23 protein-coding genes and 1 riboswitch are annotated in these 24,483 nt (G+C 60.3%); of the genes, 6 read left to right on the top strand and 17 right to left on the bottom strand.

Annotation, left to right across the window (positions count from 1 at the left end; genetic code table 11):
* Nucleotides 1-8 precede the first annotated feature (8 nt).
* On the bottom strand, nucleotides 9-704 hold the full coding sequence (locus tag NP552_RS04715) for a methyl-accepting chemotaxis protein (RefSeq protein WP_274096504.1): 696 nt from the start codon (nucleotides 702-704) through the stop codon (nucleotides 9-11).
* A 676-nt stretch (nucleotides 705-1,380) separates the two neighbouring features.
* Entirely contained in the window at nucleotides 1,381-1,656 is a 276-nt protein-coding gene (locus NP552_RS04710) for a hypothetical protein (protein ID WP_274096503.1), read from the bottom strand.
* On the opposite strand from NP552_RS04710, the gene NP552_RS04705 reads away from it, so the two are divergent.
* Complete coding sequence (locus NP552_RS04705; RefSeq protein ID WP_274096502.1) at nucleotides 1,655-3,706, top strand: TonB-dependent receptor; 2,052 nt, start codon at nucleotides 1,655-1,657, stop codon at nucleotides 3,704-3,706. The two genes, NP552_RS04710 and NP552_RS04705, sit on opposite strands and share 2 nt — an antisense overlap.
* A 193-nt stretch (nucleotides 3,707-3,899) precedes the next feature.
* Here the strand turns inward: NP552_RS04705 and NP552_RS04700 are convergent, their stop codons facing one another.
* Together NP552_RS04700 and NP552_RS04695 are read right to left on the bottom strand one after the other, a co-directional pair.
* Nucleotides 3,900-5,960, bottom strand: coding sequence for a TonB-dependent receptor (locus NP552_RS04700; protein ID WP_213607114.1), 2,061 nt, complete (start codon nucleotides 5,958-5,960; stop codon nucleotides 3,900-3,902).
* Nucleotides 5,961-6,035: 75 nt separating this feature from the next.
* Nucleotides 6,036-6,437, bottom strand: coding sequence for a DUF2946 family protein (locus tag NP552_RS04695; protein WP_213607115.1), 402 nt, complete (start codon nucleotides 6,435-6,437; stop codon nucleotides 6,036-6,038).
* Between the two features lie 147 nt (nucleotides 6,438-6,584).
* On the opposite strand from NP552_RS04695, the gene NP552_RS04690 reads away from it, so the two are divergent.
* From NP552_RS04690 to NP552_RS04680, 3 genes are all read left to right on the top strand, one after another.
* Entirely contained in the window at nucleotides 6,585-6,965 is a 381-nt protein-coding gene (locus NP552_RS04690) for a DUF2946 domain-containing protein (protein ID WP_213607116.1), read from the top strand.
* A gap of 174 nt (nucleotides 6,966-7,139) precedes the next feature.
* Complete coding sequence (locus tag NP552_RS04685) at nucleotides 7,140-7,529, top strand: DUF2946 domain-containing protein (RefSeq protein WP_274096501.1); 390 nt, start codon at nucleotides 7,140-7,142, stop codon at nucleotides 7,527-7,529.
* Between the two features lie 76 nt (nucleotides 7,530-7,605).
* On the top strand, nucleotides 7,606-8,181 hold the full coding sequence (locus NP552_RS04680; protein ID WP_213607117.1) for a putative natural product biosynthesis protein: 576 nt from the start codon (nucleotides 7,606-7,608) through the stop codon (nucleotides 8,179-8,181).
* Nucleotides 8,182-8,212: 31 nt separating this feature from the next.
* On the opposite strand, the gene NP552_RS04675 is transcribed toward NP552_RS04680, so the two are convergent.
* The 8 genes from NP552_RS04675 to NP552_RS04645 form a co-directional block, all read right to left on the bottom strand.
* A complete protein-coding gene (locus NP552_RS04675) occupies nucleotides 8,213-8,644 on the bottom strand; it encodes a copper uptake system-associated protein (protein WP_213607118.1) in 432 nt (143 codons plus the stop codon).
* 56 nt (nucleotides 8,645-8,700) lie between these two features.
* Nucleotides 8,701-10,617, bottom strand: coding sequence for a TonB-dependent receptor (locus NP552_RS04670; protein ID WP_213607119.1), 1,917 nt, complete (start codon nucleotides 10,615-10,617; stop codon nucleotides 8,701-8,703).
* 106 nt (nucleotides 10,618-10,723) lie between these two features.
* Nucleotides 10,724-11,104: a DUF2946 family protein gene (locus tag NP552_RS25930; protein WP_337994628.1), complete on the bottom strand. Its 381-nt coding sequence runs from the start codon at nucleotides 11,102-11,104 to the stop codon at nucleotides 10,724-10,726.
* Nucleotides 11,105-11,240: 136 nt separating this feature from the next.
* Nucleotides 11,241-11,531, bottom strand: coding sequence for a c-type cytochrome (locus tag NP552_RS04665; RefSeq protein ID WP_213607120.1), 291 nt, complete (start codon nucleotides 11,529-11,531; stop codon nucleotides 11,241-11,243).
* Nucleotides 11,532-11,778: 247 nt separating this feature from the next.
* Nucleotides 11,779-12,426 (bottom strand): energy-coupling factor ABC transporter permease, encoded by a 648-nt coding sequence (locus tag NP552_RS04660; RefSeq protein WP_213607121.1) that lies wholly within the window; start codon nucleotides 12,424-12,426, stop codon nucleotides 11,779-11,781.
* A 36-nt stretch (nucleotides 12,427-12,462) separates the two neighbouring features.
* Nucleotides 12,463-12,666, bottom strand: a riboswitch (cobalamin riboswitch).
* 37 nt (nucleotides 12,667-12,703) lie between these two features.
* Nucleotides 12,704-14,173: a PepSY domain-containing protein gene (locus tag NP552_RS04655; protein ID WP_274096576.1), complete on the bottom strand. Its 1,470-nt coding sequence runs from the start codon at nucleotides 14,171-14,173 to the stop codon at nucleotides 12,704-12,706.
* A gap of 5 nt (nucleotides 14,174-14,178) precedes the next feature.
* Nucleotides 14,179-16,332, bottom strand: coding sequence for a TonB-dependent receptor (locus NP552_RS04650; RefSeq protein ID WP_274096500.1), 2,154 nt, complete (start codon nucleotides 16,330-16,332; stop codon nucleotides 14,179-14,181).
* A 71-nt stretch (nucleotides 16,333-16,403) separates the two neighbouring features.
* On the bottom strand, nucleotides 16,404-16,793 hold the full coding sequence (locus tag NP552_RS04645) for a DUF2946 family protein (RefSeq protein ID WP_274096499.1): 390 nt from the start codon (nucleotides 16,791-16,793) through the stop codon (nucleotides 16,404-16,406).
* A gap of 712 nt (nucleotides 16,794-17,505) precedes the next feature.
* Between NP552_RS04645 and NP552_RS04640 the strand changes: the two genes are divergently transcribed.
* Together NP552_RS04640 and NP552_RS04635 are read left to right on the top strand one after the other, a co-directional pair.
* A complete protein-coding gene (locus tag NP552_RS04640; protein ID WP_274096498.1) occupies nucleotides 17,506-17,952 on the top strand; it encodes a DUF2946 family protein in 447 nt (148 codons plus the stop codon).
* Nucleotide 17,953: 1 nt separating this feature from the next.
* Complete coding sequence (locus tag NP552_RS04635; RefSeq protein ID WP_213607126.1) at nucleotides 17,954-18,880, top strand: LysR family transcriptional regulator; 927 nt, start codon at nucleotides 17,954-17,956, stop codon at nucleotides 18,878-18,880.
* A 237-nt stretch (nucleotides 18,881-19,117) separates the two neighbouring features.
* On the opposite strand, the gene NP552_RS04630 is transcribed toward NP552_RS04635, so the two are convergent.
* The 5 genes from NP552_RS04630 to NP552_RS04610 all read right to left on the bottom strand — a co-directional run bounded on the left by NP552_RS04630 (nucleotide 19,118) and on the right by NP552_RS04610 (nucleotide 24,450).
* Complete coding sequence (locus NP552_RS04630) at nucleotides 19,118-19,738, bottom strand: methyltransferase domain-containing protein (protein ID WP_213607127.1); 621 nt, start codon at nucleotides 19,736-19,738, stop codon at nucleotides 19,118-19,120.
* Nucleotides 19,739-19,793: 55 nt separating this feature from the next.
* Entirely contained in the window at nucleotides 19,794-21,218 is a 1,425-nt protein-coding gene (locus NP552_RS04625) for a di-heme oxidoreductase family protein (protein WP_213607128.1), read from the bottom strand.
* 296 nt (nucleotides 21,219-21,514) lie between these two features.
* Nucleotides 21,515-21,670 (bottom strand): cytochrome bd-I oxidase subunit CydX, encoded by a 156-nt coding sequence (cydX, locus tag NP552_RS26025; protein ID WP_213607129.1) that lies wholly within the window; start codon nucleotides 21,668-21,670, stop codon nucleotides 21,515-21,517.
* A 17-nt stretch (nucleotides 21,671-21,687) separates the two neighbouring features.
* A complete protein-coding gene (gene cydB / locus NP552_RS04615) occupies nucleotides 21,688-22,842 on the bottom strand; it encodes a cytochrome d ubiquinol oxidase subunit II (protein WP_213607130.1) in 1,155 nt (384 codons plus the stop codon).
* 3 nt (nucleotides 22,843-22,845) lie between these two features.
* On the bottom strand, nucleotides 22,846-24,450 hold the full coding sequence (locus tag NP552_RS04610) for a cytochrome ubiquinol oxidase subunit I (protein WP_274096497.1): 1,605 nt from the start codon (nucleotides 24,448-24,450) through the stop codon (nucleotides 22,846-22,848).
* Nucleotides 24,451-24,483: the final 33 nt, after the last annotated feature.

Below are 24,483 nucleotides of genomic sequence, written 5' to 3'. Positions count from 1 at the left end.
TGCTTTACTCATGGCTGGATGCTCAGGGTTCGGGTTGTTCCGCCGGCGTCGAAGGTTGCGGTCCGTTCATCTACAGCCCTGAGGCGCCAGTTGCTGCCGCTGACCACTTCCCCAGGCCGAATCAGGTAGATCTGGCTTAGCCGCGTGCTACCAGTGGGGGCAACAGACAGGAAACGCTCTCCGCCTCGGTATTCGAGGCCGACCATCTGAAAGGGCGGAGGATCTTGCGGGATTGGTGGGGCTTTAACCGGTGCGGGCTTCGGCTTCGGTTTGGAGGAGGCTTTGGGGGCTGGTGCAGTCGCCTGAGCCTGAGGCTTGCTCATTTTCTGCAGTTTGCCGTCGAGCGACTCAAGGTCGGCTTTCAGTACTAGGAGATCGCCCGCAGTCGCGGATGAGCGAGTGGCTTCAGCTGCAGCCTCGTGGGCCTGCGTTGCTGTGGCCTGCACAGCATCGATCCGGCTCGAGAGCGCTTGCTGGCTGATACGGAAGTCTTCCATCGTGACCAGGGGTTTGCCGGACACAGTGTCGAGCCGATCGTCGATCGCGCTCACCCTGTTCTGGAGTGCATCGATCGAGACTTTTTCTGCTGCGCCATTCACGGTGCGAGACAGAGTCGACAGCTGGTACTGCTGGAACGCAATGATGGCGCCCAGGATGAGCAGGCCCGCATCAAGGGGCAGATGTTTTCGGATCGGCAGTTTCATGGGGGTCCTCTCGAAGCCGAGTACACCCTCGCGCAACCATGATCCTGATTCAGCAGAAAATACTTAGCCCGCCCGCGTGGAATTTCTTGATCGATGCCGAAAGGCAACCCTTTGCTGTCGAGCGCCGCGACTGAAAATCCACTCTTGCAGTCCGGTTCGCTCTCCGACCGCCTTCCAGTTGTACGTACCGTTTAGCCAAAGGAACACGCTGTCGAGTACCTCACGTAGGTGGTCTTTACCACTCTTGTTGGTTGCATACCGAAATGCCATCGAGTCTGGGTCAGCGGCGTCCAACTGGCGAATGAACTGGTGCACAGCATTAACGTTGGGTCTGGCTGCTCTGGGCCCATCTCCTTGAGACGATGACGCAATTCAGACCACAGAGGTATCAACTGATGCTTGTCGTAGTTTTTGGGCTCTTTGCCAGTCAGAACGCGAGCACTGTTTAGCATCAGCTTTAACTGCAGCTCCAGGGAGTGGCGGTACAGAAAGAGCAAAGGCTAAATGCCGCTATCCAGCGGTACCCGACGATTAGTCATAGCTCCACGAGGCCGTCAGCGGCACCTTTGTATGCAAAGGCGTAGAGGTCGGCACGAAAGTGAGACCAGTTCAGCATCGCTTTGTATTGCCAATCCGCGTTCTGAATAAACAGCTGCTGGCCGGAGAAGTCTGCCGGTCAATTGATAGCCTCGAGCTCCGGGTTAAGCATCGGTAGCGATTCTTCATCCATATCATCACCCCACGTTAGGCAGTCCATGGTTTGGGAATGTACGAATCCGCATTGACTGCCGGCAACCCTTAAATTGCCTTTGGGTTGATCTGCTAGGCGCGACCAAAGGGCGAACGTATCGGTGCCGTCTATGAGCGCGCGGAAGCCTATCTTTCTTGATTTGATATGATATAACATATCAATAGGCAAACAGGCCAAGACCCGGAGTTCAGGAGCTTTCATGAGATTTACGTCGGCCTCCATTGCCGCATTTACGGCATTGTTCACCCCTGAAATTTTTGCTGACCAAACTGGCAACTCCACCATCACCCTAGGTGAAGTGAACATTACGCAAAAAGCAGGCGTGGCACTGAGCACGGAAAATGTACTGACATCAGTCGACGTCATGGGCGGCGATCAGGTGGAAGACAAGAACGTGATGAATAGCTGGCAACTACTGGGGCAGATGCCAGGTATTCAACTGACCGAAACTGGCCAGGGAGCGGAGTCGGGGAAGGCCACGTTCCGCGCATTTAACGGCGAGGGCTATATCAATGGCATCAAGACCCTGATCGACGGCGTGCCGAGCAACGTCAACAGCGGCAACCAGCGTTTCATCGACATGATCTTCCCGCTGGAAATTGACTACATCGAAGTGGTACGGGGTACCAACGACCCCCGCTATGGTTTGCACAACATTGGCGGAAACATCAACTTTGCGACCCGACAAGGCGGCAACTATGTCGATAGCCGCCTGACCTATGGCAGCTTCGACACGAGGGAGGTGCAGCTGGCGATCGGTCACGAGGAGGGCAACATTGCCCAGAACTACTTCCTCGCCAAACAGGACAGCAACGGTTACCGCGATCACAGCGAGTCCAACAAGTACGCGCTCGGCGGCAAGTGGTTCGTGAGCAACGACGAACAGGATTTCCGGGTCGGACTGATCGCCCGGCTGTACCATCATCAGGCGGAGGAGTCCGGCTTTCTTACCCGCGAACAGATGCGCGACAGCCGCACCCAGTCGCCAGCGAAGAACGCCAACGATGGCGATGATCGCGATATGAAGCACCTGAGCTTGCACACCGATTGGCAGCTCAACGATGACCTGAACCTGAGCAGCAAGCTGTACTACAACAGTTACAACGATGACCGTACCATCACCTTCACCGACTATCAGTCAGGCAACGCCCCTCGCCAGCGCCGCCAGTGGGACGAGCAGCAGACTGGTGTCCTCAGCAACCTGACCTGGCGCGCCAACGACCTTCTTACCCTCGACGGCGGCATCAACTACGAGGAACAGGACAACAGCTACCGCCGCCTGCGCTACAACTACAGCGTTCCGACCGACTTTGATGTCGCCCCGGCGCGGGTGCAGAACGATGACCAGTACACCCTCCGCAACATCGGTGGTTACGTGCAGGCCGTCATCCAGCCGATCGAGTCGCTGAAGATTATCCCGGCCATGCGGGTGGACAAGTTCTCCGGCAACACCGAGCTACAAAATGGCGTCAAGGCGTCACTGCAGGACTACGGCTGGATCCGTCAGCCGAAGCTGAGCGTGGTCTATAGCCTCACCCCCGAGATCGATCTCTACGCCAACTGGGGCCGGACTTTCCAGATTCTCACTGGCTCGACCGCGCCAGCGTATGTGACCCAGGGACAGGTTTCGTTTGACCCGTCGATCAATACCGGCAAGGAAGTAGGGGTGAAGTTCCGTCCGTTCGAGGGCGCGCAAGCGCGTGTCGCTGTATGGCAACAGGACGCCACCGACGAGGTGGCAAACATGCCGAGCACGGGCACCACGGTCGGCCTGGGCGAAACCCGTCGTCGCGGTGTGGACATGCAGATTACTGCGCAACTGAACGAGCAGTGGACAGTCTGGGCCTCCCATGCGATCCAGGAAGCCAAGGTGGTCAAGGCCTACACTGCGACCGGCCAGTCGTTGTCGGGCAAGGAGGTCTTCTCTACGCCGCGGTACATCAGTAACGTCGGCGTCGACTACCGCTATAACGATGACTGGAAGTTCGGCCTGCAGGGCCGCGCGCAGGGTAGCTACTACATTGACGAGCTGAACGAGCAGGGCAATTACGGTGGTTTCGTGTTGATGGACGCTAGCATCAGTTACCGCATGACCAGCACCACCAGCGTCGACCTGCAGGTGAAAAACCTGCTGGATCGCGAGTACGAATACGTCTGGTATGACAACTTCTTCTGGGGTGGTGACGACCAGCCGATGTTCTCTCCGGCGCCCGGTCGCTCGGCCTTTGTCTCTCTTAACATGAAGCTCTGAGAAGGTAGGAGCATTCACGCGACTGGCGTGAATGCTCCCATGAGTCCCTCGCCATGTGTGCGTTGGCTCTCTGGAAAAGAGCCCCCAGAGACTGGCAAAGACGCCATCATTTCAAGATGCGGCTGCCCAGCCGGCGTAGATGACGAGGGGCCGCCACCTCTTTCTCCACCAGATCGCCAGTCCTAAACGACCTTCAGAAATCGAAGGTCAGCCCGGCATACAGTGCACGGCCATCGCCAGGTGAGTGCAGCGAGGCATCGGCTCCATCCGGGTCATACCAGACATACTCGTAGTAACGGTTGGTCAGGTTCTTCAACTGCAGATCCACGCTCATCGACTCGCTGAGCTTGTAGGTCGCGCCCAGGTTCATCAGTACATAGCCGCCATAGGTACCTTGAGTATTCTCACGCTCAAGATAGTAGTTGGTTTGTCCGTTTGCCCACGCCGTCAGTTGCAACGCTGGGGTTACCTGGTAGCTGACGCCGGTATTCCACAGGTGGTGCGGCACATGGTCGATTTCCTTGCCCTTGCTGTCCGGGAGCGCGCTGCTGGGCTCAAGGATTTTCGAGTACTGCCAGGAGTAGCTCATCCACACTTCGGTGCGTTCGTCCGGGTGCAGGTTGACCTGCAGGTCGTAGCCCCAGCGGCGAGTTTCGCCGACGTTATCGGATTCTCCGCTCGGGTCGTTCAGGCGACGACTGACCTCGCCTGTTGCGTCTTGCCGCCAGTACGCCACTCGACCATCCATCCAGCTGACTGGGGTGAACTTGACGCCGGTTTCCCAGCCTTCGTTGATCGAAGGATCCAGATCATCCTTGCGTGGCGGGACCTTGTAGGACGCCGCACCTGTACCCACCTGGAACGTCCTGCCCCAGTTGGCATAGACACTGGCGAACTTCCAGGGCGAGTAAACAATGCTGAGCTTGGGCTGCTTGATCAGACCGTAGTCATTGATGTCATAGTCCTGCCCGGTCATCTTGTTGGTGAAATCGCCACTGATCTTGTCGACACGGTAGGCCGGGACGATTTTCAGCGATTCGACCGGCTCGATTTCAGCCTGCACGTAGGCCCCGACGGTGTTGAAGTCGAAGTCCTGGTCGCGGGTCTGCGCCTGACGTACCCGTTGCAGGGTACGATAACGCTCGCTGCGGTTCTCCTGTTTCTGCACGTCGCTCCCGCCTTCCAAGGCGAAGGCATGCAGCCAGTCTATCTGTGGTCGCCAGGTCAGGGAGGTGATGGCTCCGTACTGGTCCTCGTAGGTATCGCGCTCTTGCTGGGAACTGGTGCGCCAGTACTGCGTCCAGCGGCGGTCGTCGAAGGTATTGAGGTACGTTTTGGCCGACCACGACAAGGTGTCCGATAGGTCGGTGTCGAAATGCACACTGACCTGGTTCATCCGCCGCGTTCCCTTGTCCGTGGCGTTGTAGACGTTGGTCATCCGCGGGTGGTGGCGGGCGTTGTCCTCGGTCAGGTAGCCGGCCTCCTGAGCTTCCGACTCGTAGTGACGGGCAATCAGACCTAGGCGGAAGCTCGCATCGTCGGGGCTATAGAACCATTTGCCGCCGAAACTGTAGCGCTCGGTATCGGCGTGATCGCGGTAGCCGTCGACATGTTGGCGGGCAAAGAAGTAGTTCTGCGTCCAGTTGCTGGTCTCTATACCCTTGGCCAGTTGCACCTCGCGGGTGTTGAAGCTGCCGTAGCGCAGGCGGGCCTTGTTGTAGTTGCCGCCCGTGCGGGTGTTGATGTTGACGTTGCCGGCGATGTTGTTCAGGCCGTAACGCGGGTCGCTGGTGCCGCGGACGACCTCGATGCTGTCGATGTCCATAGGGAACACCGAGTCGATGAAGGGCATGTTGCCGTCGTTGGTGTTGCTGGGAATGCCATCGATGAGCAGCTTGACGGCGTTGACCTCGCCTTCACCGTTGAAACCCCGGAATGACAGCTTGCCTGAGGTGGTGCCCTGGTTGAATTCGGTCAGCATGACGCCGGGCGCGCGGCGGAACAGCTCCCAACTGTAGGCCACGGGCATCTTCTCGACGATGTCACCGCCAAGGATATCCACCGAGCTCAACACGCTGCTGGTGGCTAATGGGCCTGTACTGTTGCCGCTGACAGTGACCGCCCCTAGCGTAAGGGTCGAGTTATCGCTGGACAGCGTTTCTGCTACTGCTTGGGACAGTGGGCTCAGGCTGGAAACACAGGTAAGGGCAAACACGGGCAGTACGGCACGTGCGGTGCTACGAAACGCAGGCATGGAAAGCTTCCTGGCAAAAAAGTCGGGCACGGTCATCACGCGCGTTGTGCGCAGGACCGGGTAGAAGTCGACAGCTCAGGCCAAGGGGGAAGCGCGCGGATTCAGGTTGGGCCACTGTTCACGGGGCAGAGGCAAGATTGGGATATGGCCCAGCAGCTCAGCGGGCCAGAAACGCGGATAAAGATGCTTGAAGTAGTCGCCGACCAACAGTGCCTGCCCGGCGTGACCGCAGCAGCAATCACCGGATTGCAGCTTGCTGTCGGCATGATCCGCCAGTTCGGACTGATCGAGCTTGAGTTGCGCCAATAGCGACTTGGGTAGGCTCTGCACGCCGTGCAGGCTGCAGAAGCTGCCGAGAATCAGCGACTGCTCTACAGGTGGTTCGCGCAGGGAACGGTCGAGCGGCATCACCAGCAGGTTGAACAACACTGCGAAGCAAGCGAGCAAGCAGAGGTGAGTGCGAACGCGTGACAGCATGGACCGCCCCATGAAGTAAGCTGCGCATTAAGCCGCATACGAGGCGGCCTGTAAAAGTTCCATGGAGCGGCATTATGTCGCAGCCTTGCGCTCATGCAGTCCCGCTGGGCTTCAAACAACCGAGCTTGGATGCTAGAGTCGCCGGCCATGGATCGTCCTGCTTCCAACCGTCCCCTCATTGCCTGGATTCTGTATTTCAGCGTCCTGTTCAATGTGCTTTGCTGTGGCCTCAGCCACGGGCAGGCGCTGGGCTTTGCGCTCAATGGAATCGGTGGCAGCTTCTGCAGCCTGGGTAGCGACACCTCGGTTCTAAAGATCAAACAGGACGGTGGGTTGACCACTGCCGATTGGAGCAATCCTTTCACCTGCCCCATGTGCTCAGCGATACTGCTTCTGCTGCTGTTTCTGGTTGGCGTCGCCTGGCTACTGGCGTGCGCCAATCCAAAGCCCTTCAAACGCGAGGTGCGCAGCCAGGCACCACCGCGCTACTGCTGGCCATCGGCCAATCCCCGCGCTTCTCCTCTCTGATGTAGTCAGCGCCTAGGCGCTGAAGCGGGCCTGTGTCCGTTTGTCGAATGCAGTGCTGTTGATTGTGCGTACCTGCTGGTATGCCTTCGGCCGGCACTGCGACGTTCATCGTCGCCGGAGGATCAGCTTTGTCATGAAGAATCTAAACTCCGCACGCGCTCCGTCGGAAGAAACGTGACCGTGCGCTGCGGCCTGCACAGTCGATCCAGGGACAACCTCTGGGTCGCTGCGCTGGTGGCCATGCTGCTCAAGGTGTTGGTGCTGCCCATGGCAAGCACCCTGGGCGAGTTCAGCCTGGCACAACTGCTGACGGGTAGTTACTGCTCATCCGGTGGCATGCAGCCGGTGGTATTGGACATGGATGATGCCGGCAAGCCGGTGGTGTCCGATGCCGGTCATTGCTGTTGCTCTAACGGGGCTCCGGCTCCGCTGCCAACGGCGCTGATCATTACGCCGATACCGCCCGGATCTTCGCTGGTGCCGGCGATGTCGCTCGCCAATGCCTATGTTCCTCGGGAACGTTGGTCCTCGCTCAATCCGCGTGCTCCTCCTACGACAGCCTGACTGCAAATGAGAACAGGCTACCCGGCACAATTCAGGCCGGGGCCTGCCGAAGGCTATCTGACGTATGGAGTACGTGATGTCTCGTCCCATGAGCGTGTCGACCCTGTTCGACACTCAGGCTCGCCCTGCGCGCGGAAGCGATTCCCGCCTGCCGTTTCCCGACTACCCTTGCAACGCTCGCAGTTTTGTCCACCTGGATGCACGGCTTCTACCGTATTGGCACACGTTGTTCGACGTCTGTCCTGGCCTGCTGAAGCTCGATCCCCCGGAAGGCCTGGAACTGTTCCGTCGCTTCATGACCTGGGCTTACCGACATCATCCGGCACTGGATTGGACCTATTACATCAGTGTCTGTCGCTGGCTGTTGGGCTCGCCCTACAGGTCGCGGGTGACCGACGAACACATAGAGGCGCTCCTGGCGGCGGCCGCTGCATTGTGGGTTGCGGGTGACATGTCCCAGGCACGTGGTCTGGTACTGGCTTGGCAACCCATGGACGGAGTAGTCGTGGAATGGAAAGCCGGCGCGCAGCCGGCTGGATGCACCATGGAAGAAGGCGTCGGGCTGCCACCCCCTTCCTGGGAGTTTTCCTGGAGCCCGCTCAGTGGCAAGGGACTAGAGAACTTTCGTCGCTGGTTGCCTGTACCTGGCTAGGCCCGCTTCGGAGCCCGGGCCGGGGCAAGCCTCAATGGTTGCCGTGCCCGGGATCTTTATCGACCTTGACCACGCCCTGGAATAGGGCGAATTGTTTGACCCTCTCTTCGGACTGGGTCGCTTCTGCGCTGCGCACTGCCTGGCTCAACTGAGTGGCATCAGCGTCACTGAGCCCGGCACTGCGCAGGGTGGACGGGTTGAGCAGCGAGTCGCCGGCGCATAACACCACGCGCCATCCATGTGGCCCCTTGCGCAACAGGGCTCGTCCACCCCGCTTGTCCTGCAGCCAGCCTGCGACGGCATGATCGCCCTCGACCGTGACCGGGCCCACGTCCAGCGGGGCATCCGGGCGTTCGAAACTGTGCCGCATCAGTTGCTGGATGCTCTGTTGCTCACTGGCGATATCCGCCATTGCCAAGAGGGGACTGCACGCCAGCAGCAGTGCGAGGATCGGTGCTTTCATCAATGTGTTCCTTTGCAAGGCTGCCGGCGGTGAGCCGGCAGCGTCCGTTTTCGGGCTCAGAAGCCCATCTTCACACCCAGTTGCGCCGAGGTGCCGGGCATCGGGTAGTTGGTGCGGTAGGCATAGTCGCGGTCGAACAAGTTCTCTACGGCGACGAACACTTCGCCCACCTTGCCCAGCGCCGGTACTGCGTAACCTACGCGCATGTTGACCACGGTGAAGCTGTCGACCTTGGAGAAGTTGCTGGCACCTGCGGTACGTTCCTCTGCCAGCACATACATGTCCTTCTGGTACTGCGCATCGGCGGAGAGGCGCCATTGGCCGATCTCGTAGGTCGTGCCCAGCGACAATGACTTCTGGGGGGCGTAGGGCAGGGTCTTGAGCGACGGATCGAGCCAGGTGAAGCCGACGAAGCTGCTCCAGTTGCTGGTCCAGCGCTGTTGCCAGGTAGCTTCGGCACCCTTCACGCTGTAATCGCCCAAGTTGATGTACGAAGGGCGGGACACCGCCGGCGGGAACGCGAACAGGTAGCGGTCCTGCAGTTTGTCCTTGAATACGGCGAGGTCCAGGGTGGCGCTGTCGATAGGGTTGAAGCGTACACCCAATTCCTGGTGGTCGACCTTTTCCGGTTTCAGGTCTTTCCAGGTTTCGCCCAAGGCAGGTATCAGGCTCGACATCACCGAGGCTTCAAGGCCGGGGTAATTGATGCCACGTGAAGCATTGGCGCGGAACTCGACATTGTTCGAGGACAACAGCAACCCGGCATGAGGTGCAGTAGCGCTATCGAAGACATTGTGGTCGTAGGTGCGCACGCCGGCCGATGGGGTCAGGGTCCAGGTGTCGTTCAGTGCAAAGGCGTGGCTGACGGCGATATGCGGCGACGTAACGCGCAGGGTTGGCGCGTCGAACTTGGCTTGTGGCGCCGGAGCGATACGCTTGAAATGCACCTCACCCTTGCTTTCGTCGATATCCAGGCCCAGGGCGACCTCACCGCCTTGCCAGGGGCGGAGTTGTTCTTCCCAACGGATGCCTTGCAGGGTGAAGTCGCTGATGGTGTCGCCGTCCAGACCGGTCTGGTCCAGCGCTGCGCCGCGTCCTTCATTGTGGTAGACCTTGAGGCTGCCATTGCCCCAGTCATGGTCGTGGTCCAGGGACAGCGAGGCCAGCGTGCCACGGGTGTTGAACTCACCGTTCTTCGTATCCGGCAAGCCTTTCTGGCCTGGATCGGATACCTGGTTGTTGGCGTGCAGCACCAGCAGTCCTGCGCTCCAGTTGTCGTTCAGACGATAGCCGAGGCGCGCCATGCCATTGTTCAAGCGGCCGTCGCCGTCTTTGCGGTCACCATCGGAGTGGGCTGCACCTTGAGCCAGTAGGTAGTCGAAATTGCCTTCGCGGCCTATCAGGGTGGCTTGTTCGGTGGCGGTGCGGAAGCTGCCACCCGTCAGTTGCATTTCGCCGTGATGGTTGTCGCCCTGCTCGGCGACCTTAGGCGTCAGGTCGATGGCGGCGAAGGTGTTGCCGAATTTCTGCGGCTGCGGTCCTTTGTAGATACTGATGCTCTGCATGCCATTAATCGGTAGCAAGTCCAGCAAGGGGTGGCCCCAGACCCCCATGTAGAACGGCACGCCGTCGATATAGGTCTTGATCTCGCTGCCGGGGCGGCTGGCGCCCATGCCACGAATGTAGACTGCGCCACCTTCGGCCCCGCCGAACGACCCCACCGGATTGAATCGCGATACCACCACCCCTGGAGTGCGGCGAAGGGCGGAGGACAAGTCGAGGGCATTGAGGTCACGGATCTGCTCCTGGCCTACCACAGTGGTAAGGCTGCCGAAGCTGTCGACGCTGTTCTGGTCGATGACCGAAGTGCCCACAACGGGCGTTTCGGCAAGTTCAACCGAGTTGGTTTCGGCCAGCGTGGCGCCGCTGGACAGTGCAAGTGCGGCGGCGCAGCAGAGGGTTTTCTTCTTCATTCTCTGGAAATTTCCTGATGCTGTGAATCAAGGTAGGCCAGCGTCGCGCACATGGCGGCATCCCTATGTGCTTAAAACCAGGGCGCGGGACGGCAATGGAACTGAATCAGGTCAGAGCAGGTGAGGCGCGAGGATTGGCAGGTGGCCAGAATCGGCGTGGCCAAGTCGCGGGCGCGATGGGCAGGAGTGTTTGAACGGCAGGATCGGCAAAAGGCAGGCTGAACTGCAGAGACGTGAAAGCAAGACCGGTATGGCTGCATAGCGGACAGTCGAGCGTAGCGCCGACTGCCAAGCCATCGCCAAGCCATTGCTCGAAGCTGATTGAGCGGGGAACCGCGCCTATGTGGCCGCAGAATGCGCCGCCTAATCCATTGAGCGTCAGACCGATCGCTTGACCTTGCCCCAAACCACAGTGCAGCACGGCGAAAAAAACGCTGGCGTAAAGGAGCCAGGTGAGTGAGCGGCGACGCGCTGCTGATCGGTGCATATCCTTTGCTCGATGACCGCTTTGGAATAGTTCGATGCGGGAGTCTAGCAATGCTTGTGTGTTACGTCCGGTGCGACAGCCTGCCGCACCGAACTTACCCCTTCGCAGGTACCCCAGTTCGGCCCTGGTACCTGGATCACTTTGACATGTAGTCGATCACGGCCTTGTAGTCCTCGGCCGTGCAGTCCATGCACAGGCCACGTGGCGGCATGGCGTTGAAGCCTTCGGTAACGTGTTTGACCAGTACCTCGCTGCCCTGCGCCAGTCGAGGCTTCCAGGCTTCGGCGTCGCCTTTCTTAGGAGCCATTGGCAATTGGCCGTTGTGGCACATCTGGCAGGCTCGATTGAATACCGCCTCCGGATCTTGCGCTGCCTGTGCCAGGCTCGCCACTGCCAGGCAAGCGAGCATCACCAATGTCTTTTTCATGAATGGCCTCTCAGGTTTTCTTATTGGAAAGAGCGGAGTGTATGAAGCTTGCCGCAGATGTCAGTTGCGACCGTGTGACGCACCTTTTCCGCTAGTCGCGAGCCTGTGAGGCAGGTCGGCGATGAGCGATCGAGGTGCGACCTACTGTCGCACCCTCGATTTCATTCACGAAATTGGCGCCATTAAAAAGCCGGGACTGAATTCAGCCCCAGCTCGTGTCGGTGTCAGATGGACACTTAGGTCGAAGTCAGACAGCCAGCGACTTCACGCAGGTCAAGCGGGAGACCAGCAGACTATCGGCATGGCGCTTGAGGGTGCGCACCACCAGGCAGGTGAACAACGGTTCGCACAAAACCAGTGGCAGGTATGACAGGGCGAACAATGCCCAGTTGTGAAGCGGCGTCGGCTCTTCGCCCAAGGACAGCCAGAATCCGACCATGAGCACCACGCCCGTGTAGTACAGAGCGTCGAAGCGGACTACCTCAGCCCAGCGGATGCTATGACCGCCCTCATTGAAGAATCGCCTGCCAAGCGTGTAGTGAGCAGTGATCAGCGGCAGCATCAACGACAGCGAGTTCACTCCCAAATGCACCAGGTCCTGTGGCTCGAACAGCATCCCCTGAAGCAGCAGGCCTATTGCAAAGCCCAGCAGCGTGGGGACGAAGCCGAACACGAAGTACACCGCCGAGGCGCCAACGAAATGCAGTTCGGAGGCACCGACGGGGAGATGGAAGACTTCCATGAAGATCGAGAAGAACACCGCTGCCAGGACGGTCTTGAGAATATCGTCGGGTCGCTTTAGCAGGCGTGGCGCAAAGACGGCCAGGGTGCCCAGGGCGGTGACGTTGGCGTACAGCACTTTCGCGGCGTTCAATACGCCAGGTTCGATATGCATCGTTACTCCCTCCGAGTGATGCGATTTTTAGAAAAGCCCAGCGGGCTGCCTGCGGCAGGTTTCCTGGCTCGCGGGTCGTCGTAGCGGACGCGCCTTCCCGGTCGAAATGGACCAGTGGCATGTTGCGTCCGTACTCTCCGCTCACAGTTGCGGGGGCAGCGCGGGAATCGCCTTTGTGGAGGCTTGCCCGCTTCCCTGTTGCCTGTGTCTTGCGTCACAACCGGCAGACGCTGCAAGGGTAGTGTTGCTAAACGTATTCGCCAAGCGCCTGTCGTTCTCAGCGGCGCGGTCGTATTCGCCATAATCTGCGCCAGCCGAGAACTACGCCGCTCAGGGCTATGACCGTTCCGCCAAGGCTGAAGCCGATGATCATGCTCTCGCGTAAAGCGGGCCGTTGCAGGAGCGGTTGCCAATCCCAGCTGTGCAGCAGATTGAACAGCCAGCGCCCGGTGCGTTGCGTGAGATCGTGACTGGCAACCAGTTCACCGCTGGCAGGGTCCAGGTAGATCCAGGTCCCGGCGGGGTCCTCGAAGCGCAGGCGCAATACCGGCAGTGGCCGGGGCTGGAAGCCATACATGCTCTGGGCATCACGGGCGAAGTAATGGAAGTCGTAGCCAGTCTGCCAGTCGACGCGCAGCGATGTTTGCGGCGAGATGGCTCGTGCTGCAGCTTCCAGTCGCTCGCGTTGCAGCTGCCTGGCGGGCAGAGCGCCTAGTTCGAGGATCCGGCTGTCCCCTACTGCGTTGCGCGCCACCAGGTAGGTGTTTTCGCCAAGACGCCGCCATTGCAATTCAACCGTCCTGAAAGCGGCTTCCTGGTCCAGGCTGGCCAGTGCCTGTTTCACGCTCTGGCCGATATCCGCAGCTCGTAGCAGTCCTTGCTGCAAGGCGCTAATGTCCAGGCGAGAGTGGCTGTCGGTCAGGCCCCAGGGGCGCATCGACATCAGTCCGCTGAACACCCATGTCACCACGACGACTCCGAACAACAGGCCGCCGATGTGGTGCCAACGTAACCAGCCGCCCGGATAGGGACTGCAGGAGCCGCTGCGGTAGCGCGTACGCAGGCGAACCCGCATGACGCCAACCACCACCCCAAGCAACGCCATCAGAGTGCCCAGCAGAGACAGGCCGATCACCAGCGTGCGCCAGCCATTGTCGAAGCCGAAACCGCCGCGCAACGGGTAGAGCCAGTGCAGCCAGGCGCCGATCCAGTTCCACGTGCGCTCCTGAGCGCTGGCATCGCGCACTACCTCGCCGGTCCTGCCCGACAGGTACAGCCAGGTGCACGCTGCATCGCCGACTTCAACCCGCTGCAACGGTCTTTCAGCATCGAGCGCTCGGGAGTGGGTCCACATGTCTTCGTCGAGGCTGCCCCGGTACTGGAGTGGCACGTCACCGGCGTATTGCCGGGCACTGGCCAGTGCCCATCGTGCATCAACGCTGGTTAGCAGCTCACCGTTGGCGGCGTCGAGTGCCACGCGGCGACCATCGGCCAGGTCGAGCAAGTAGTACGGGCGTCCGCCGAGGCTGCTCAAGCGCAGCGCCTGCAGTGGTTCGTCGACCCAACGTGCCGGTAGCTCGGCGCAACAGCCCGCCGGCAGGACGGGCAGGTGCGCCAGGCGCTCGGTCGGAGTCAGCTTGGGGTAGCCGACGTACAGCATGACCACCCCTGAGACGAACCACAGCGCCATGAACAGGCAGGTGACGATGCCTAGCCAGCGGTGCCATAGATAGAGTTGGCGCTTCAGCTTCATCAATAGCGCCACTGCACGGCGACTTCCAGGCTGCGTGGTTCACCCATGTAGTACTGGGTGTTGGTCTGGTGGATGAAACGCGCGTAGACCTCATCGGTCAGGTTGCGCAGGCGCGCGCTGAGCTGAACGTGCTTGTCCAGATCATGGGTCATGGACAAGCCGTACAAGGTGTAGGACGGCACCCACATGGTATTGGCGGTGTTGGCGTAGACCGATGATACATAGCGGGCATCGGCACCGACCTGCCAGCCGGGAGCAAGGTCGTAGGTCAGCCAGAGGTTGGCGGTGCGCTCAGGAATGTTGACCGGGTTCTTGCCCTTGCGTGAATACACCACGCCACTGACGGTTTCGTTGAATTCGTCGTATTCGGCGTTGACCCAGCTGAAATTGCCGGCGGCCAGCAGTTGCGGGGTGACCTTGAACGAAGCTGCCAGCTCTATACCGGTGGAGGTTTGCTGGCCGGCCTGCTCGGTGGTGTTTGGCACGGTCGAGGACGGCACCGAGATGTTCTTGCGCACGATGCGGTAGGCTGCGGCGGTCGCCGAGCCGCGCCCGTCGAGGAAGTCGAACTTGCTGCCAACCTCGACCTGGCGCCCGGTGCTCAGGTCGAAGTCGCCGACCTGGCTGATCGAGGCGCTGGTCAGGGTACCGCCCGGCGGCTCGGCCGAGGTGCTGTATTGTGTATACAGGCTCAGGTTGGAAGTCAGGTCGTAGACAAGGCCCAAGCGTCCGGTGATAGCGTCCCAGCGCCGGTCGAGGCTGGTGCGGGCGACATGGTCGACGACATCGAAGTCGATGTGGTCGTAGCGCAGGGCGCTGATCAGGGACAGTTGGTCGGTCAGGCGGGTACGGTTCTCGACGAACAGCGACGAGGTGTCGGTGGTGGTGCTGCGGCCTTTGCTGCGCGGCGCGTCCATGCCTGGGATATCTAGGAAGCGATCTGGATCGAAGGCGCTAGGGTCGACCGTGTCGAAGGCGCCCTTGGATAGCGGGTAGTTGGTCTGCTGGTTGCGGTTGTAGTCGACACCGAAGGCCCAGTCGCTGGCCAGGCCAAACAGCTGGCCTTGGTGGCTCAGGTCGATGCGGTTGCCATTGACCTCCTGGTCATGGCGCTGGCGATAACCGCCGGAGCGGGCGATGGTGCTGTTGTCGGCGTTGTAGCGATAGACCTCAAGGTTGCGGTAATCGCGTTGGCCGTCGTAGTGGTAGAAGGTGTTATGCAAACGGGTGGAATCGTCGAAACGGTACTCGGTGATCGATCTCAGCCAGCGGGTGCGCTGTTCGTAGCGGCCGTCTTCGACGTTGTAGTTGTTGAAGCGGTCGTGTTTGTCGATGTGCAACTCGCCCACCAGCGGTTGCAGCACCGGCGTACCCCAGTAGGGGCTGTCTTCCTTTTCTTCCAGGTACTCGAGGGCCAGCGTGTGCGAGAGCTGGTCGTTGATATCGCTTAGCAGCGAGAAGGCCAGGTTTCCGGCGCCATTTTCCTGGCGATCGATATAGCTGTTGGTGCTGGTGCGGCTGTAGTCGAGGCGGGCGTAGTGGCGCGGCCCGTCGCCTGTGTTGAGCGCTTTGTTGAAGCCGACCGAGGTTTCCATGGTGTCGTAGCGGCCGTAACTGACTCGTCCTTCGAACGTATCTTCGTCACGATCAGCGAGCTTGGTGATGACGTTCAGGCTACCGCCTACCGCGCCGCTGCCATTGAGGAAAGACGACGGACCGCCGAGCAGTTCGACGCGGTCGTAGATCCACGCGCCGACCGGGCGTGCTGCGCCGCCATACTGCAAGTTGATGCCGTTGAACAACTGACTGATCTGGGCACCGTTGAAGCCGCGATACGCCACATACCCGCCCCAGCCGGGTGGCGCGGAGGCATTCACCCCGGGCAGGGCATTGGCGGCATCCTGGAAGGTCCGCGCGCCAATACGCTCCATGGTCTTGCGATCGGCCACACTGACCGAGGCCGGGTTTTCCCGGGCGCTGAGGTTCAGGTTCGAACCGCTGTCGATGGGGCGGTCGAGGTCGAGACTGGTGGCTTGACTGGCCGTGTCGGCCATGGCGCTCACTGTGCTGGTAGGCAGGGTCAGGGCATTGTCCTGCGCCCAGGCGCAGGATGCGCTGCCAACAAGCAGCGCCAGGGTGGTCATGCGAAACATAAGGGTTTCCAGGCTGGAAAGAGATCGGCACGCGCCAGCCGATCGTCATCGACGGCCAGTGCGCAGCGTTTTCAGAGCACGGGAAACAGCGCGGGAGAGGCTCGGGGATTGAGCAAGGGCCAGCGTTGCCTCGGCAGTAGCCGCATCGGCTGGCGTGGCAGGAGGTTGATCGACTCGCCGGCCAGCAGGGCGAGCAAACCGAAGAAAGCGGCCAGCAGGGTGGCGCCGAACAGGCTGGCGATCACGCAGTCGCTGGTCATCGGCAGCGAGTGCGAGCCAAGGTCGTTGTCGCCCTTGAACGGGCTGCTGCCGTCGAGTGAGCAATACTCCCCATCGTCCAGGCCGCTCAGGCTCAGGCCAGCCATCTGGCCATGGCCCATGACGCACAGCAATGAGCCGAACAGAACGCTGAAATACAGCATCCAGGCGATCGGCGCTTTGTGGTGGCGGACTAGGTTCATGGGAAGACTCGAATCGACGAGACAAGGTACGGGGTGGCGAATTGTATCTATTTGTATCCGTAAAGCACTACACGCCCTGCAAAAACATTCGGATGGATTATGGGTAAGCCATGCGTCAAGCCGATGAAGCGCCATAGCAAGCCAGCCGTATAACCGCGTGCGACTGCGAGCGGTGCGACCGTCCGCCGCAGCCGTTGCGCGGTGCCCGTCATTGATGGCCTCTTCTCCAGGATGCTGTGGCGAGTTGCCGCAGGCCAGTGGCGCGAGGCCTCCATGCTACTGTTCGGGCACGACGTGAAGGTTCCCTGGCAGGTTTACAGCGCGTCGCCAGCGCCGGGCTCCACAAGGACCCCGGCCTTTTTCATCTGGCGCTCCTGGACCGTGCGGCGGGTTGTCACAGTTTCTGCCCGCTACAGAGCGATATTAGAGTGCCCTCCCCGCGCAGTGGCGCTCCTGGGTCGGCTGAAAGACTCTAGTCAGAGAGCTGGACAAGCAACACAGCCTGGAACTGCACATGGTCAATTTTTTTAATCGCCGCTACTACCCTTCGCTGAGCACACCCAACTGCCATAACTTCTACGGCAAGCCTTGTCGTTTCACACTGACCGTTCGGGACGGCTATTGAACCGCCAGCAACCCGCCGGGCGCAGTTGAGACCAGGGTAATGGCAATGCGCTGCGGCATGCACAGAACTACTAGGGACAACACCTGGGTGGTTGCGTTGCTCGCCATCGTTCTGAAGATCACGACCTTGCCAATGGCGGCAGCCTTCGGGCAGCTGAGTCTGGCGCAGTTGCTTTCGGGCAGTTATTGCTCCTCAGGCGGTACGCAGTATCGTCCCTTGGCCTTCGACAAGGATGACAACGACAGTTCCAGACTGACCGGGCAAGGTCATTGCTGCTGCTCCCAGGCACATGGTCCGATGCCCTTGGCCAGGCCGCCAGCGCTGTTCCCGCCAACGCTGGCGTTGACGTCGCTGCCGGAACTCTTTTGTGCTTTCCAGCCGTCCCCCCGTGATTGCTGGCCAACCTCGAATCCGCGGGCATCTCCGGTGCAAGGCGCTTCCTCTCGCAGGCTCGCCTGCAACGAGAAACGCATCGCCGTGGGTGCCTGCACCGGTCGGCCGATGCCATCCTTCGGTATTATCGAGACCATTTAAGATGGATGTACTGCAAGTCATGCGCGCGTTCAGTTACGTCGTGCATACCGGAAGTCTGACCGCCGCAGCCGCACGGCTGGAGACTACCACCGCGAATATCTCGCGCATGCTCGCCAACCTCGAAGCACACCTGCATATCCGCCTGCTCAACCGAACAACCCGGCGCATCGCCCTGACCGAAGCCGGCAAGCTTTACCTGGAGCGTTGCGAGCAGATATTGAGCCTGGTGGAGGTTGCCGAGGATGAGGTGCAGCAACAGCACAGTCGCCCGGTCGGTCAGTTGCGGATTCATGCCATGCACGGCCTGGGGCAGAGTTATGTCATGGACCTGATCAACCGTTATCGCAAACGCTACCCGCAAGTGACTTTCAATCTGACCATGTCCAATCACATGCCTGACTTGCTGGAAGAGGGCTATGACATGTCGATCCTGCTGCAGGAAACACCGCCGGTGGTCTCCTACGGGGTCAAGGAGCTGGGCGCAACGCACGGTATCCTGTGCGCCTCGCCAGACTATCTGCGGGTCGCTGGCACCCCTGAAACACCGGAAGACCTACGTCAGCATGCCTGCCTTGGCTTCTGCGATCCTTCCCGGCCAGTTGACGAATGGGTGCTTTACGGCCCGCATGGCCGTGCGCAGGTATCACTGGCCGAGTCGCCTCTACGGGTGGACTCCGAAGAAGCGATGCGTTCGGCGCTGACCTGTGCGCTGGGTATCGGCCTGCTCCCGGCATATGCAGCGGCCCCGGCCTTGCGCAGCGGTACCTTGGTGCAGGTAATGACGGACTATCGGTCAGGTCGCTGCGGTATCTATGCGTTGTATCCATCCGCCCGGCGCCCTGATGTCAGGACCAGCACCTGGGTTGACCATCTGGTCTGCCATCTTCCGGGCATGCTGGCGGGTGATGCGGCATTACTGTGTGCTTGATTGTGGCGCAGTCGCCTGGTGCGACAACCTGACGCATGCTGTGCAGGCTGTCCTTTTGCGAAAGAGGCTGCGGGACTGGGTGTGGTGTATCGTCGCAGCCTGGTCTGTGCAGCCGTAAGTGCTAATCTTTGTGCCGGTCCGATGTTTTCCTTGGCAGGTTTTCATCTAGCCGGTGAAGAGCCAGGCCTCAGTGCCTGGCTCTTCTGTTTCTGCGCAAGGCACAGGGCATGAAGTTGCTCAACTGCAGTTCCTGGGTTTGCGCGCAATAATTTCAAAGAGGTGCCAGTGCTTCGGACCTCGCAGGCTGTTGCCGTCATACTCCAGGGCATTGAAGGTGATCAGTTCCAGACCGTTCAACAAGGCGCGCGCTTCGCCTTCACTGTGGAACGTCCTTGTGCAGTCGTGGCTCCAGTCGTCGCGATCGCCGAACAATTGGCCGACGAACACTCCATCGGGCCGTAGCGCGTCGACGATGAGTCCCCAAAAGTGCATGAAGCTCGCCGGATGACAGAACGGCAAAGCCATCCCGGCATGGATCAGCTGGGCCTCAGGCAAATACTTGAGCGTTTCGAAGCGTTCATGCATGACCTGTAGGCTGCCGGGCGCGAATCCCGCTCCGATTGACTGGACCCTTAGAATGGATTGCGGGGCCTGGTCAATAGCCAGCACCCTCCAGCCGGCCTTCAGCAGTGCGAAGGTTTCATTGCCCGCACCGCAGCCCAGGTCGATCGCCTGCTTGCAGTGCGCTGGTCCCACGCTATCCATGGCGTTGTGGAGCAGTGCTGATGCAGGGCGGTTCTCATGATGTCGATAGTAGCTTGCCCATGATGCCGCTCGTTGCGAATCGTTGGCAGACATTCCCTTCCTCCCATGGCTGGTCGCTTCCCAAAAGCATCCACAACGGTTTCATGAATTACAACGACTGCAGAAATTCCAGCAGCGCCTTGCGCTCCACCCGGCTCATGGCTTGTACTGCTTTGCGCGACCCGGCGGCTTCGCCGTCGTGCCAGAGAATGGCCTCAAGCAGTGTGCGGGCACGTCCATCATGGAGGAACTGGCTATGACCACTCACGGCTTGCGTCAGGCCGATACCCCATAACGGCGGCGTTCGCCACTCGCGACCGGAAGCCTGGAACTCGGGGCGACCATCGGCCAGGCCTTCGCCCATGTCATGGAGGAGCAAGTCGGTATAGGGAAAGATTCGCTGGCCAGAAAGTTCGGGAACGGGGTGTTGCCCGGTCACGTAGGAGGGCCGATGGCATTCTGCGCATCCTGAGCGATGGAACAACGCCTTACCCTGGAGCACACCCTGACTATCAGCGCCCCTTCGCGCGGGGACGCCTAGGGTCTGGGTGTAGAACAAGACGCTGGCCAGGACCTTGTCCTTGACTTCGGGCACTCCGGCAGAGGGGGCATCACGGCACTCGGGCTGATGTGTCGTGCAGTCATCGGAGGGAATCAACGTACTGGTCAGCCCCATGTCACCGGCGAACGCATGGGCGTTCTGCTGGTTCAGGTTGGGCTGGCCGGCCTTCCAGCCGAAACGACCTGTCACAGTCGTCTGCAAGGCATCGTCCCAGACCCGGTTGAGATGACCGTTGACCGGGCTGCCGCTGGCCATTTGGCGGATGACGTTGTCACGCAGGTCTTCCTCGCCGATAGCCTCCAGCAGCCCCAGCCCAATCATGGGCGGAGCCACCCGCAGTGACATCAGGGTATGAGGATGGAACGGCCCATATCCCGGGTCCTCGATGGTAAAGCGCGGTTTACGTAACTCCACCTGCTCGTTTTCAGCCAGTTCGACCTGCACTGTGGTGTAGCTAAGCGATACCCGTCCCTCGGGCGCATGGCCGCTGATAGCCATGTCCTGCAATTGTCCGCCGTAGGTCGGTTCCGGCACCACGCCCAGGCGCTTGAGCAGATCCTTGTCTGTTGGTCCCGCCGGGATCGACAGTCGCACCAGCGATGAAAGTGCCGGACCAGTGCTGTTTTCGGCAGGCGCTGCACCTCGACCATCCTTGATATGGCAGCTCTGGCAGGAGTCAGTGTTGAACAGCGGCCCCAGGCCCGAACGCCCACCAGTGGTGGCTCCCTGAGCGTCGATGGCCGGACGCCATGCGCCACGGAAAAACGCGTTACCGACAAAAAAGTCCATGCGCCGTAACGGCGAGAGGTTTGCTGCCGGCATGGAGAAAGCGTCCTTGTCGTTGCGGTGGACAGTGGTCGCGCCGCTGGAAAGCGGCTCGCCAGGTTCGACCTTGGCGAAATCGTCGGCGTTGTTACAGGCAGACAGCAGACTGGCAAGCGCCAAGAGGACAATCGGGAGGGACATGCGCATTGGGGGAGTCACAACTTCAAGCGTGGCTGGAAATTCTAACAACCAGTCTCGAGCCGCCAGGACTGCGACAACCCGCCGCACCTGCGCTTGCCCCTGCACCGGAGGGGCACGTGCTGCCGGCCTGCGGTCGGATGTCGCAGATGGCGCGGGTGTGCCGCGCCACTCAGCCATTGGTTGATGCCAGTGCTTCGGTCCATTTCATGAGGTCGGCAGTTCACTGGACCATCTTGACCTTTACACCACCCTCCCTCAGGGGGGCGGTGTGCATGGGCACGGCGTTGAAGCAAACCGCTGGCCTAGCCAGCGTCCTCGCCCGGGTTTGGGGTCGAGGCAACGTCATGCATCAAGGCCCGCCGCACCATACTGTCCTCGGTGAGTTCGAACCACATGCCGTTGAGGACGGCGAAAGCGGCTGCCAGCGGCAGTCCGAGTAACCAGGCGAAATACCACATGCCAATGCTCCTTTGAATCAATACGCGTGATGACTGCCATTCTCGATGGCCTTGACGTCCACCTTGCCCCACAGCACCCGATATACCCATGCCGTGTAGGCGATGATCAGTGGCATGAAGATCAGTGTGCAGACCAGCATGATGAACAGGGTCAGGTGACTGGACGACGAATCCCAGACGGTCAGGCTGAAGCGTGGATCGAGAGTGGATGGCAGGATGAACGGGAACATCGAGGCGCCCACGGATATCACAATGCCGCTGATGCCCAGGCTGGTTGCCAGGATGGTCGCGATGTCACGGCGTGCACGCATCAGCACGAAGGCGAGGAGCAGGCCAACGAACCCCGCAGCCGGTGCCAACATCGTCCAGCCGTGTTGGCGGTAGTTCTGCAACCAGGCTCCGGGTGCAACAGCCGCGCTCTTGAATAGGGGATTCGAGGGACCGCTTGGATCGATGGGGGAAGTAATGGTGTAGCCCTGCACGCCGTACCACAGCGCAACTCCCGCTGCAGCGTACAGGGCGATGCTTACCAGCGCACTGGCGCTGCCAAGCACACGGGCGCGCTCCGCCACGGCACCCTCGGTCTTGATCCGCAACCAGGCAGCACCATGGGCCACCAGCATGCTTACCGACAGCAGTCCGCAAAGCAAAGCAAACGGGTTGAGCAGATCGAAAAAGCTTCCCTCATAGAAGATGTACATCTCCGGGGTCAGGCGAAACGGGACGCCCAGAAGTACGTTGCCCACTGCGACGCCACATAGCAGTGCCGGAACGAAACCACCAAAGAACAGCAGCCAATCCCAGGTCTGGCGCCAGGTTTGCGAAGCACGCTTGCTGCGGTACTTGAAGGCTACGGGGCGCACGATCAAGGCTACCAACAGCAGAAACATCGCCAGGTAAAAGCCGGAGAAGGACACTGCATACAACTGGGGCCAGGCGGCAAATATTGCTCCGCCGCCGAGGATCAGCCAGACCTGGTTGCCTTCCCAGGTGGGTCCGACAGCGTTGATGACCACGCGTCGTTCAGTATCCGTCCTGGCAATGAAGGGCAACAGAGCGCCGGTTCCCAGGTCGAAGCCGCCCATCACGGCGAAGCCCACCAGCAGCACGCCAAGCAGTACCCACCAGATCAGCCGCAGGGTGTCGTAGTTCAATAGCTCATGCAGAATCATGCTTCACTCCGCGGGTGCGTAAAGGGGTTGACGGGTCGCCACGCTGGCAAGTGTCGGTGTCACGACCGGGACTTGTTCAGGCTCCAGTTCCGGGCCCTGCCTGACGGCCTTGAGCATAAGCTTCATCTCCACGACGAAAAGCACGCTGTAGATCGCTACGAAACCAGCGATGCTCAATAGCAGGGTCTTGATGCCCAGGTTGGACACGGCCATGGCGGTAGGCAGCACACCTTCGATCACCCAGGGTTGGCGTCCATACTCGGCCACCAGCCAACCGGCCTCGATCGCTACCCAGGGCAGCGGAATGGCCAGTACGGCGAGTTTGAGTAACCAGCGATGCTGCTCCAGGCGATGACGGGCCGAGAGCCAGAAGAACGCGGCAGTCAGGGCGATGAACAGCATCCCCAGACCAACCATCACGCGGAACGACCAGAACAGCGGGGCGACATGAGGAACGGTATCCCAGGCCGCCTTGGTGATCTGTTCTTCGCTGGCTTGGCGAGGGTCGTCAACATAGCGCTTGAGCAATAAGGCATAGCCCAGTTCGCTGCCATTGGCTTCGAAGGCCTGCTTGAGCTCAGGATCGAGATGTGTGGTCGAACCGGCCGAGCGGATGCTCTCCAGCGCATCGTAGGCCAGTATGCCTTGGCGAATGCGGGTCTCGGCTCGCTTGACCAGGTCATTGATGCCCGGTACCTCCTCGGTGAGCGAGCGGGTGCCGATCAGGCCCATGACGATGGGGATATGCACGGCGTAGTGGGTTTCACGAGCGTCCTGATCGGGAAAGCCAAAAGCGGTGAACGGCGCCGGAGCCGGTTCGGTTTCCCACATGGCTTCGATTGCGGCCAGCTTCATCTTCTGGTGTTCGTTGGACAGGTAGCCGCTTTCATCGCCCAGCACCACCACCGAGAGCGATGAGGCCAAGCCGAACGACGCCGCAACGGTCATCGAGCGCTTGGCCAGGTCCACGTGCCTGCCCTTGAGTAGATACCATGCGGAGATGCCGAGGACGAAGATTGCCCCACAGACATAGCCGGCAGACACCGTATGGACGAATTTCGCCTGTGCCACCGGATTGGTCAGTACGGCGAAGAAGTCATTGACCTCCATGCGCATGGTTTGCGGATTGAAAGCCGCGCCAACCGGGTTCTGCATCCAGCCGTTGGCGATCAGGATCCACAGCGCCGAAAAGTTGGTACCGATAGCCATCAGCCAGGTGGCTATTAAGTGCTTCACCTGGGTCAGTTTGTCCCAACCGAAGAAGAACAAACCGACGAAGGTTGCCTCCAGGAAGAACGCCATCAAGCCCTCAATGGCGAGGGGCGCGCCGAAAATGTCGCCGACATAATGGCTGTAGTAGCTCCAGTTCATTCCGAACTGGAACTCCATGACGATCCCGGTGGCCACGCCCATAACGAAGTTGATGCCGAACAGGGTGCCCCAGAACTTGGTCATCTGGCGCCAAACAACTCGCCCGGTCATCACATAGATGGTTTCCATGATGGCAACCAGAATGGACAGCCCCAGGGTCAAGGGCACAAACAAGAAGTGGTACAGCGCCGTGAGCGCGAATTGCAATCGCGACAGGCTGACGATATCCAGCTCCATCTTTTCTTTCCTCTAATCAGGTCAAACGGATTT

Origin of the sequence: Pseudomonas sp. 8209 (assembly GCF_028682105.1) — a bacterium.
Taxonomy (GTDB): domain Bacteria; phylum Pseudomonadota; class Gammaproteobacteria; order Pseudomonadales; family Pseudomonadaceae; genus Aquipseudomonas; species Aquipseudomonas palmensis.
The sequence above is the reverse complement of the archived record's forward strand: the minus strand, read 5'-3'. Positions and strand labels throughout refer to the sequence as shown.

What these genes read in the sequence shown, in the direction of transcription:
- NP552_RS04715 (WP_274096504.1), bottom strand. Translation starts at nt 704, where the DNA reads ATGAAACTGCCGATCCGAAAACATCTGCCCCTTGATGCGGGCCTGCTC.
- NP552_RS04705 (WP_274096502.1), top strand. Translation starts at nt 1,655, where the DNA reads ATGAGATTTACGTCGGCCTCCATTGCCGCATTTACGGCATTGTTCACC.
- NP552_RS04710 (WP_274096503.1), bottom strand. Translation starts at nt 1,656, where the DNA reads ATGAAAGCTCCTGAACTCCGGGTCTTGGCCTGTTTGCCTATTGATATG.
- NP552_RS04700 (WP_213607114.1), bottom strand. Translation starts at nt 5,960, where the DNA reads ATGCCTGCGTTTCGTAGCACCGCACGTGCCGTACTGCCCGTGTTTGCC.
- NP552_RS04695 (WP_213607115.1), bottom strand. Translation starts at nt 6,437, where the DNA reads ATGCTGTCACGCGTTCGCACTCACCTCTGCTTGCTCGCTTGCTTCGCA.
- NP552_RS04690 (WP_213607116.1), top strand. Translation starts at nt 6,585, where the DNA reads ATGGATCGTCCTGCTTCCAACCGTCCCCTCATTGCCTGGATTCTGTAT.
- NP552_RS04680 (WP_213607117.1), top strand. Translation starts at nt 7,606, where the DNA reads ATGTCTCGTCCCATGAGCGTGTCGACCCTGTTCGACACTCAGGCTCGC.
- NP552_RS04675 (WP_213607118.1), bottom strand. Translation starts at nt 8,644, where the DNA reads ATGAAAGCACCGATCCTCGCACTGCTGCTGGCGTGCAGTCCCCTCTTG.
- NP552_RS04670 (WP_213607119.1), bottom strand. Translation starts at nt 10,617, where the DNA reads ATGAAGAAGAAAACCCTCTGCTGCGCCGCCGCACTTGCACTGTCCAGC.
- NP552_RS25930 (WP_337994628.1), bottom strand. Translation starts at nt 11,104, where the DNA reads ATGCACCGATCAGCAGCGCGTCGCCGCTCACTCACCTGGCTCCTTTAC.
- NP552_RS04665 (WP_213607120.1), bottom strand. Translation starts at nt 11,531, where the DNA reads ATGAAAAAGACATTGGTGATGCTCGCTTGCCTGGCAGTGGCGAGCCTG.
- NP552_RS04660 (WP_213607121.1), bottom strand. Translation starts at nt 12,426, where the DNA reads ATGCATATCGAACCTGGCGTATTGAACGCCGCGAAAGTGCTGTACGCC.
- NP552_RS04650 (WP_274096500.1), bottom strand. Translation starts at nt 16,332, where the DNA reads ATGTTTCGCATGACCACCCTGGCGCTGCTTGTTGGCAGCGCATCCTGC.
- NP552_RS04645 (WP_274096499.1), bottom strand. Translation starts at nt 16,793, where the DNA reads ATGAACCTAGTCCGCCACCACAAAGCGCCGATCGCCTGGATGCTGTAT.
- NP552_RS04635 (WP_213607126.1), top strand. Translation starts at nt 17,954, where the DNA reads ATGGATGTACTGCAAGTCATGCGCGCGTTCAGTTACGTCGTGCATACC.
- NP552_RS04630 (WP_213607127.1), bottom strand. Translation starts at nt 19,738, where the DNA reads ATGTCTGCCAACGATTCGCAACGAGCGGCATCATGGGCAAGCTACTAT.
- NP552_RS04625 (WP_213607128.1), bottom strand. Translation starts at nt 21,218, where the DNA reads ATGCGCATGTCCCTCCCGATTGTCCTCTTGGCGCTTGCCAGTCTGCTG.
- cydX (WP_213607129.1), bottom strand. Translation starts at nt 21,670, where the DNA reads ATGTGGTATTTCGCCTGGTTACTCGGACTGCCGCTGGCAGCCGCTTTC.
- cydB (WP_213607130.1), bottom strand. Translation starts at nt 22,842, where the DNA reads ATGATTCTGCATGAGCTATTGAACTACGACACCCTGCGGCTGATCTGG.
- NP552_RS04610 (WP_274096497.1), bottom strand. Translation starts at nt 24,450, where the DNA reads ATGGAGCTGGATATCGTCAGCCTGTCGCGATTGCAATTCGCGCTCACG.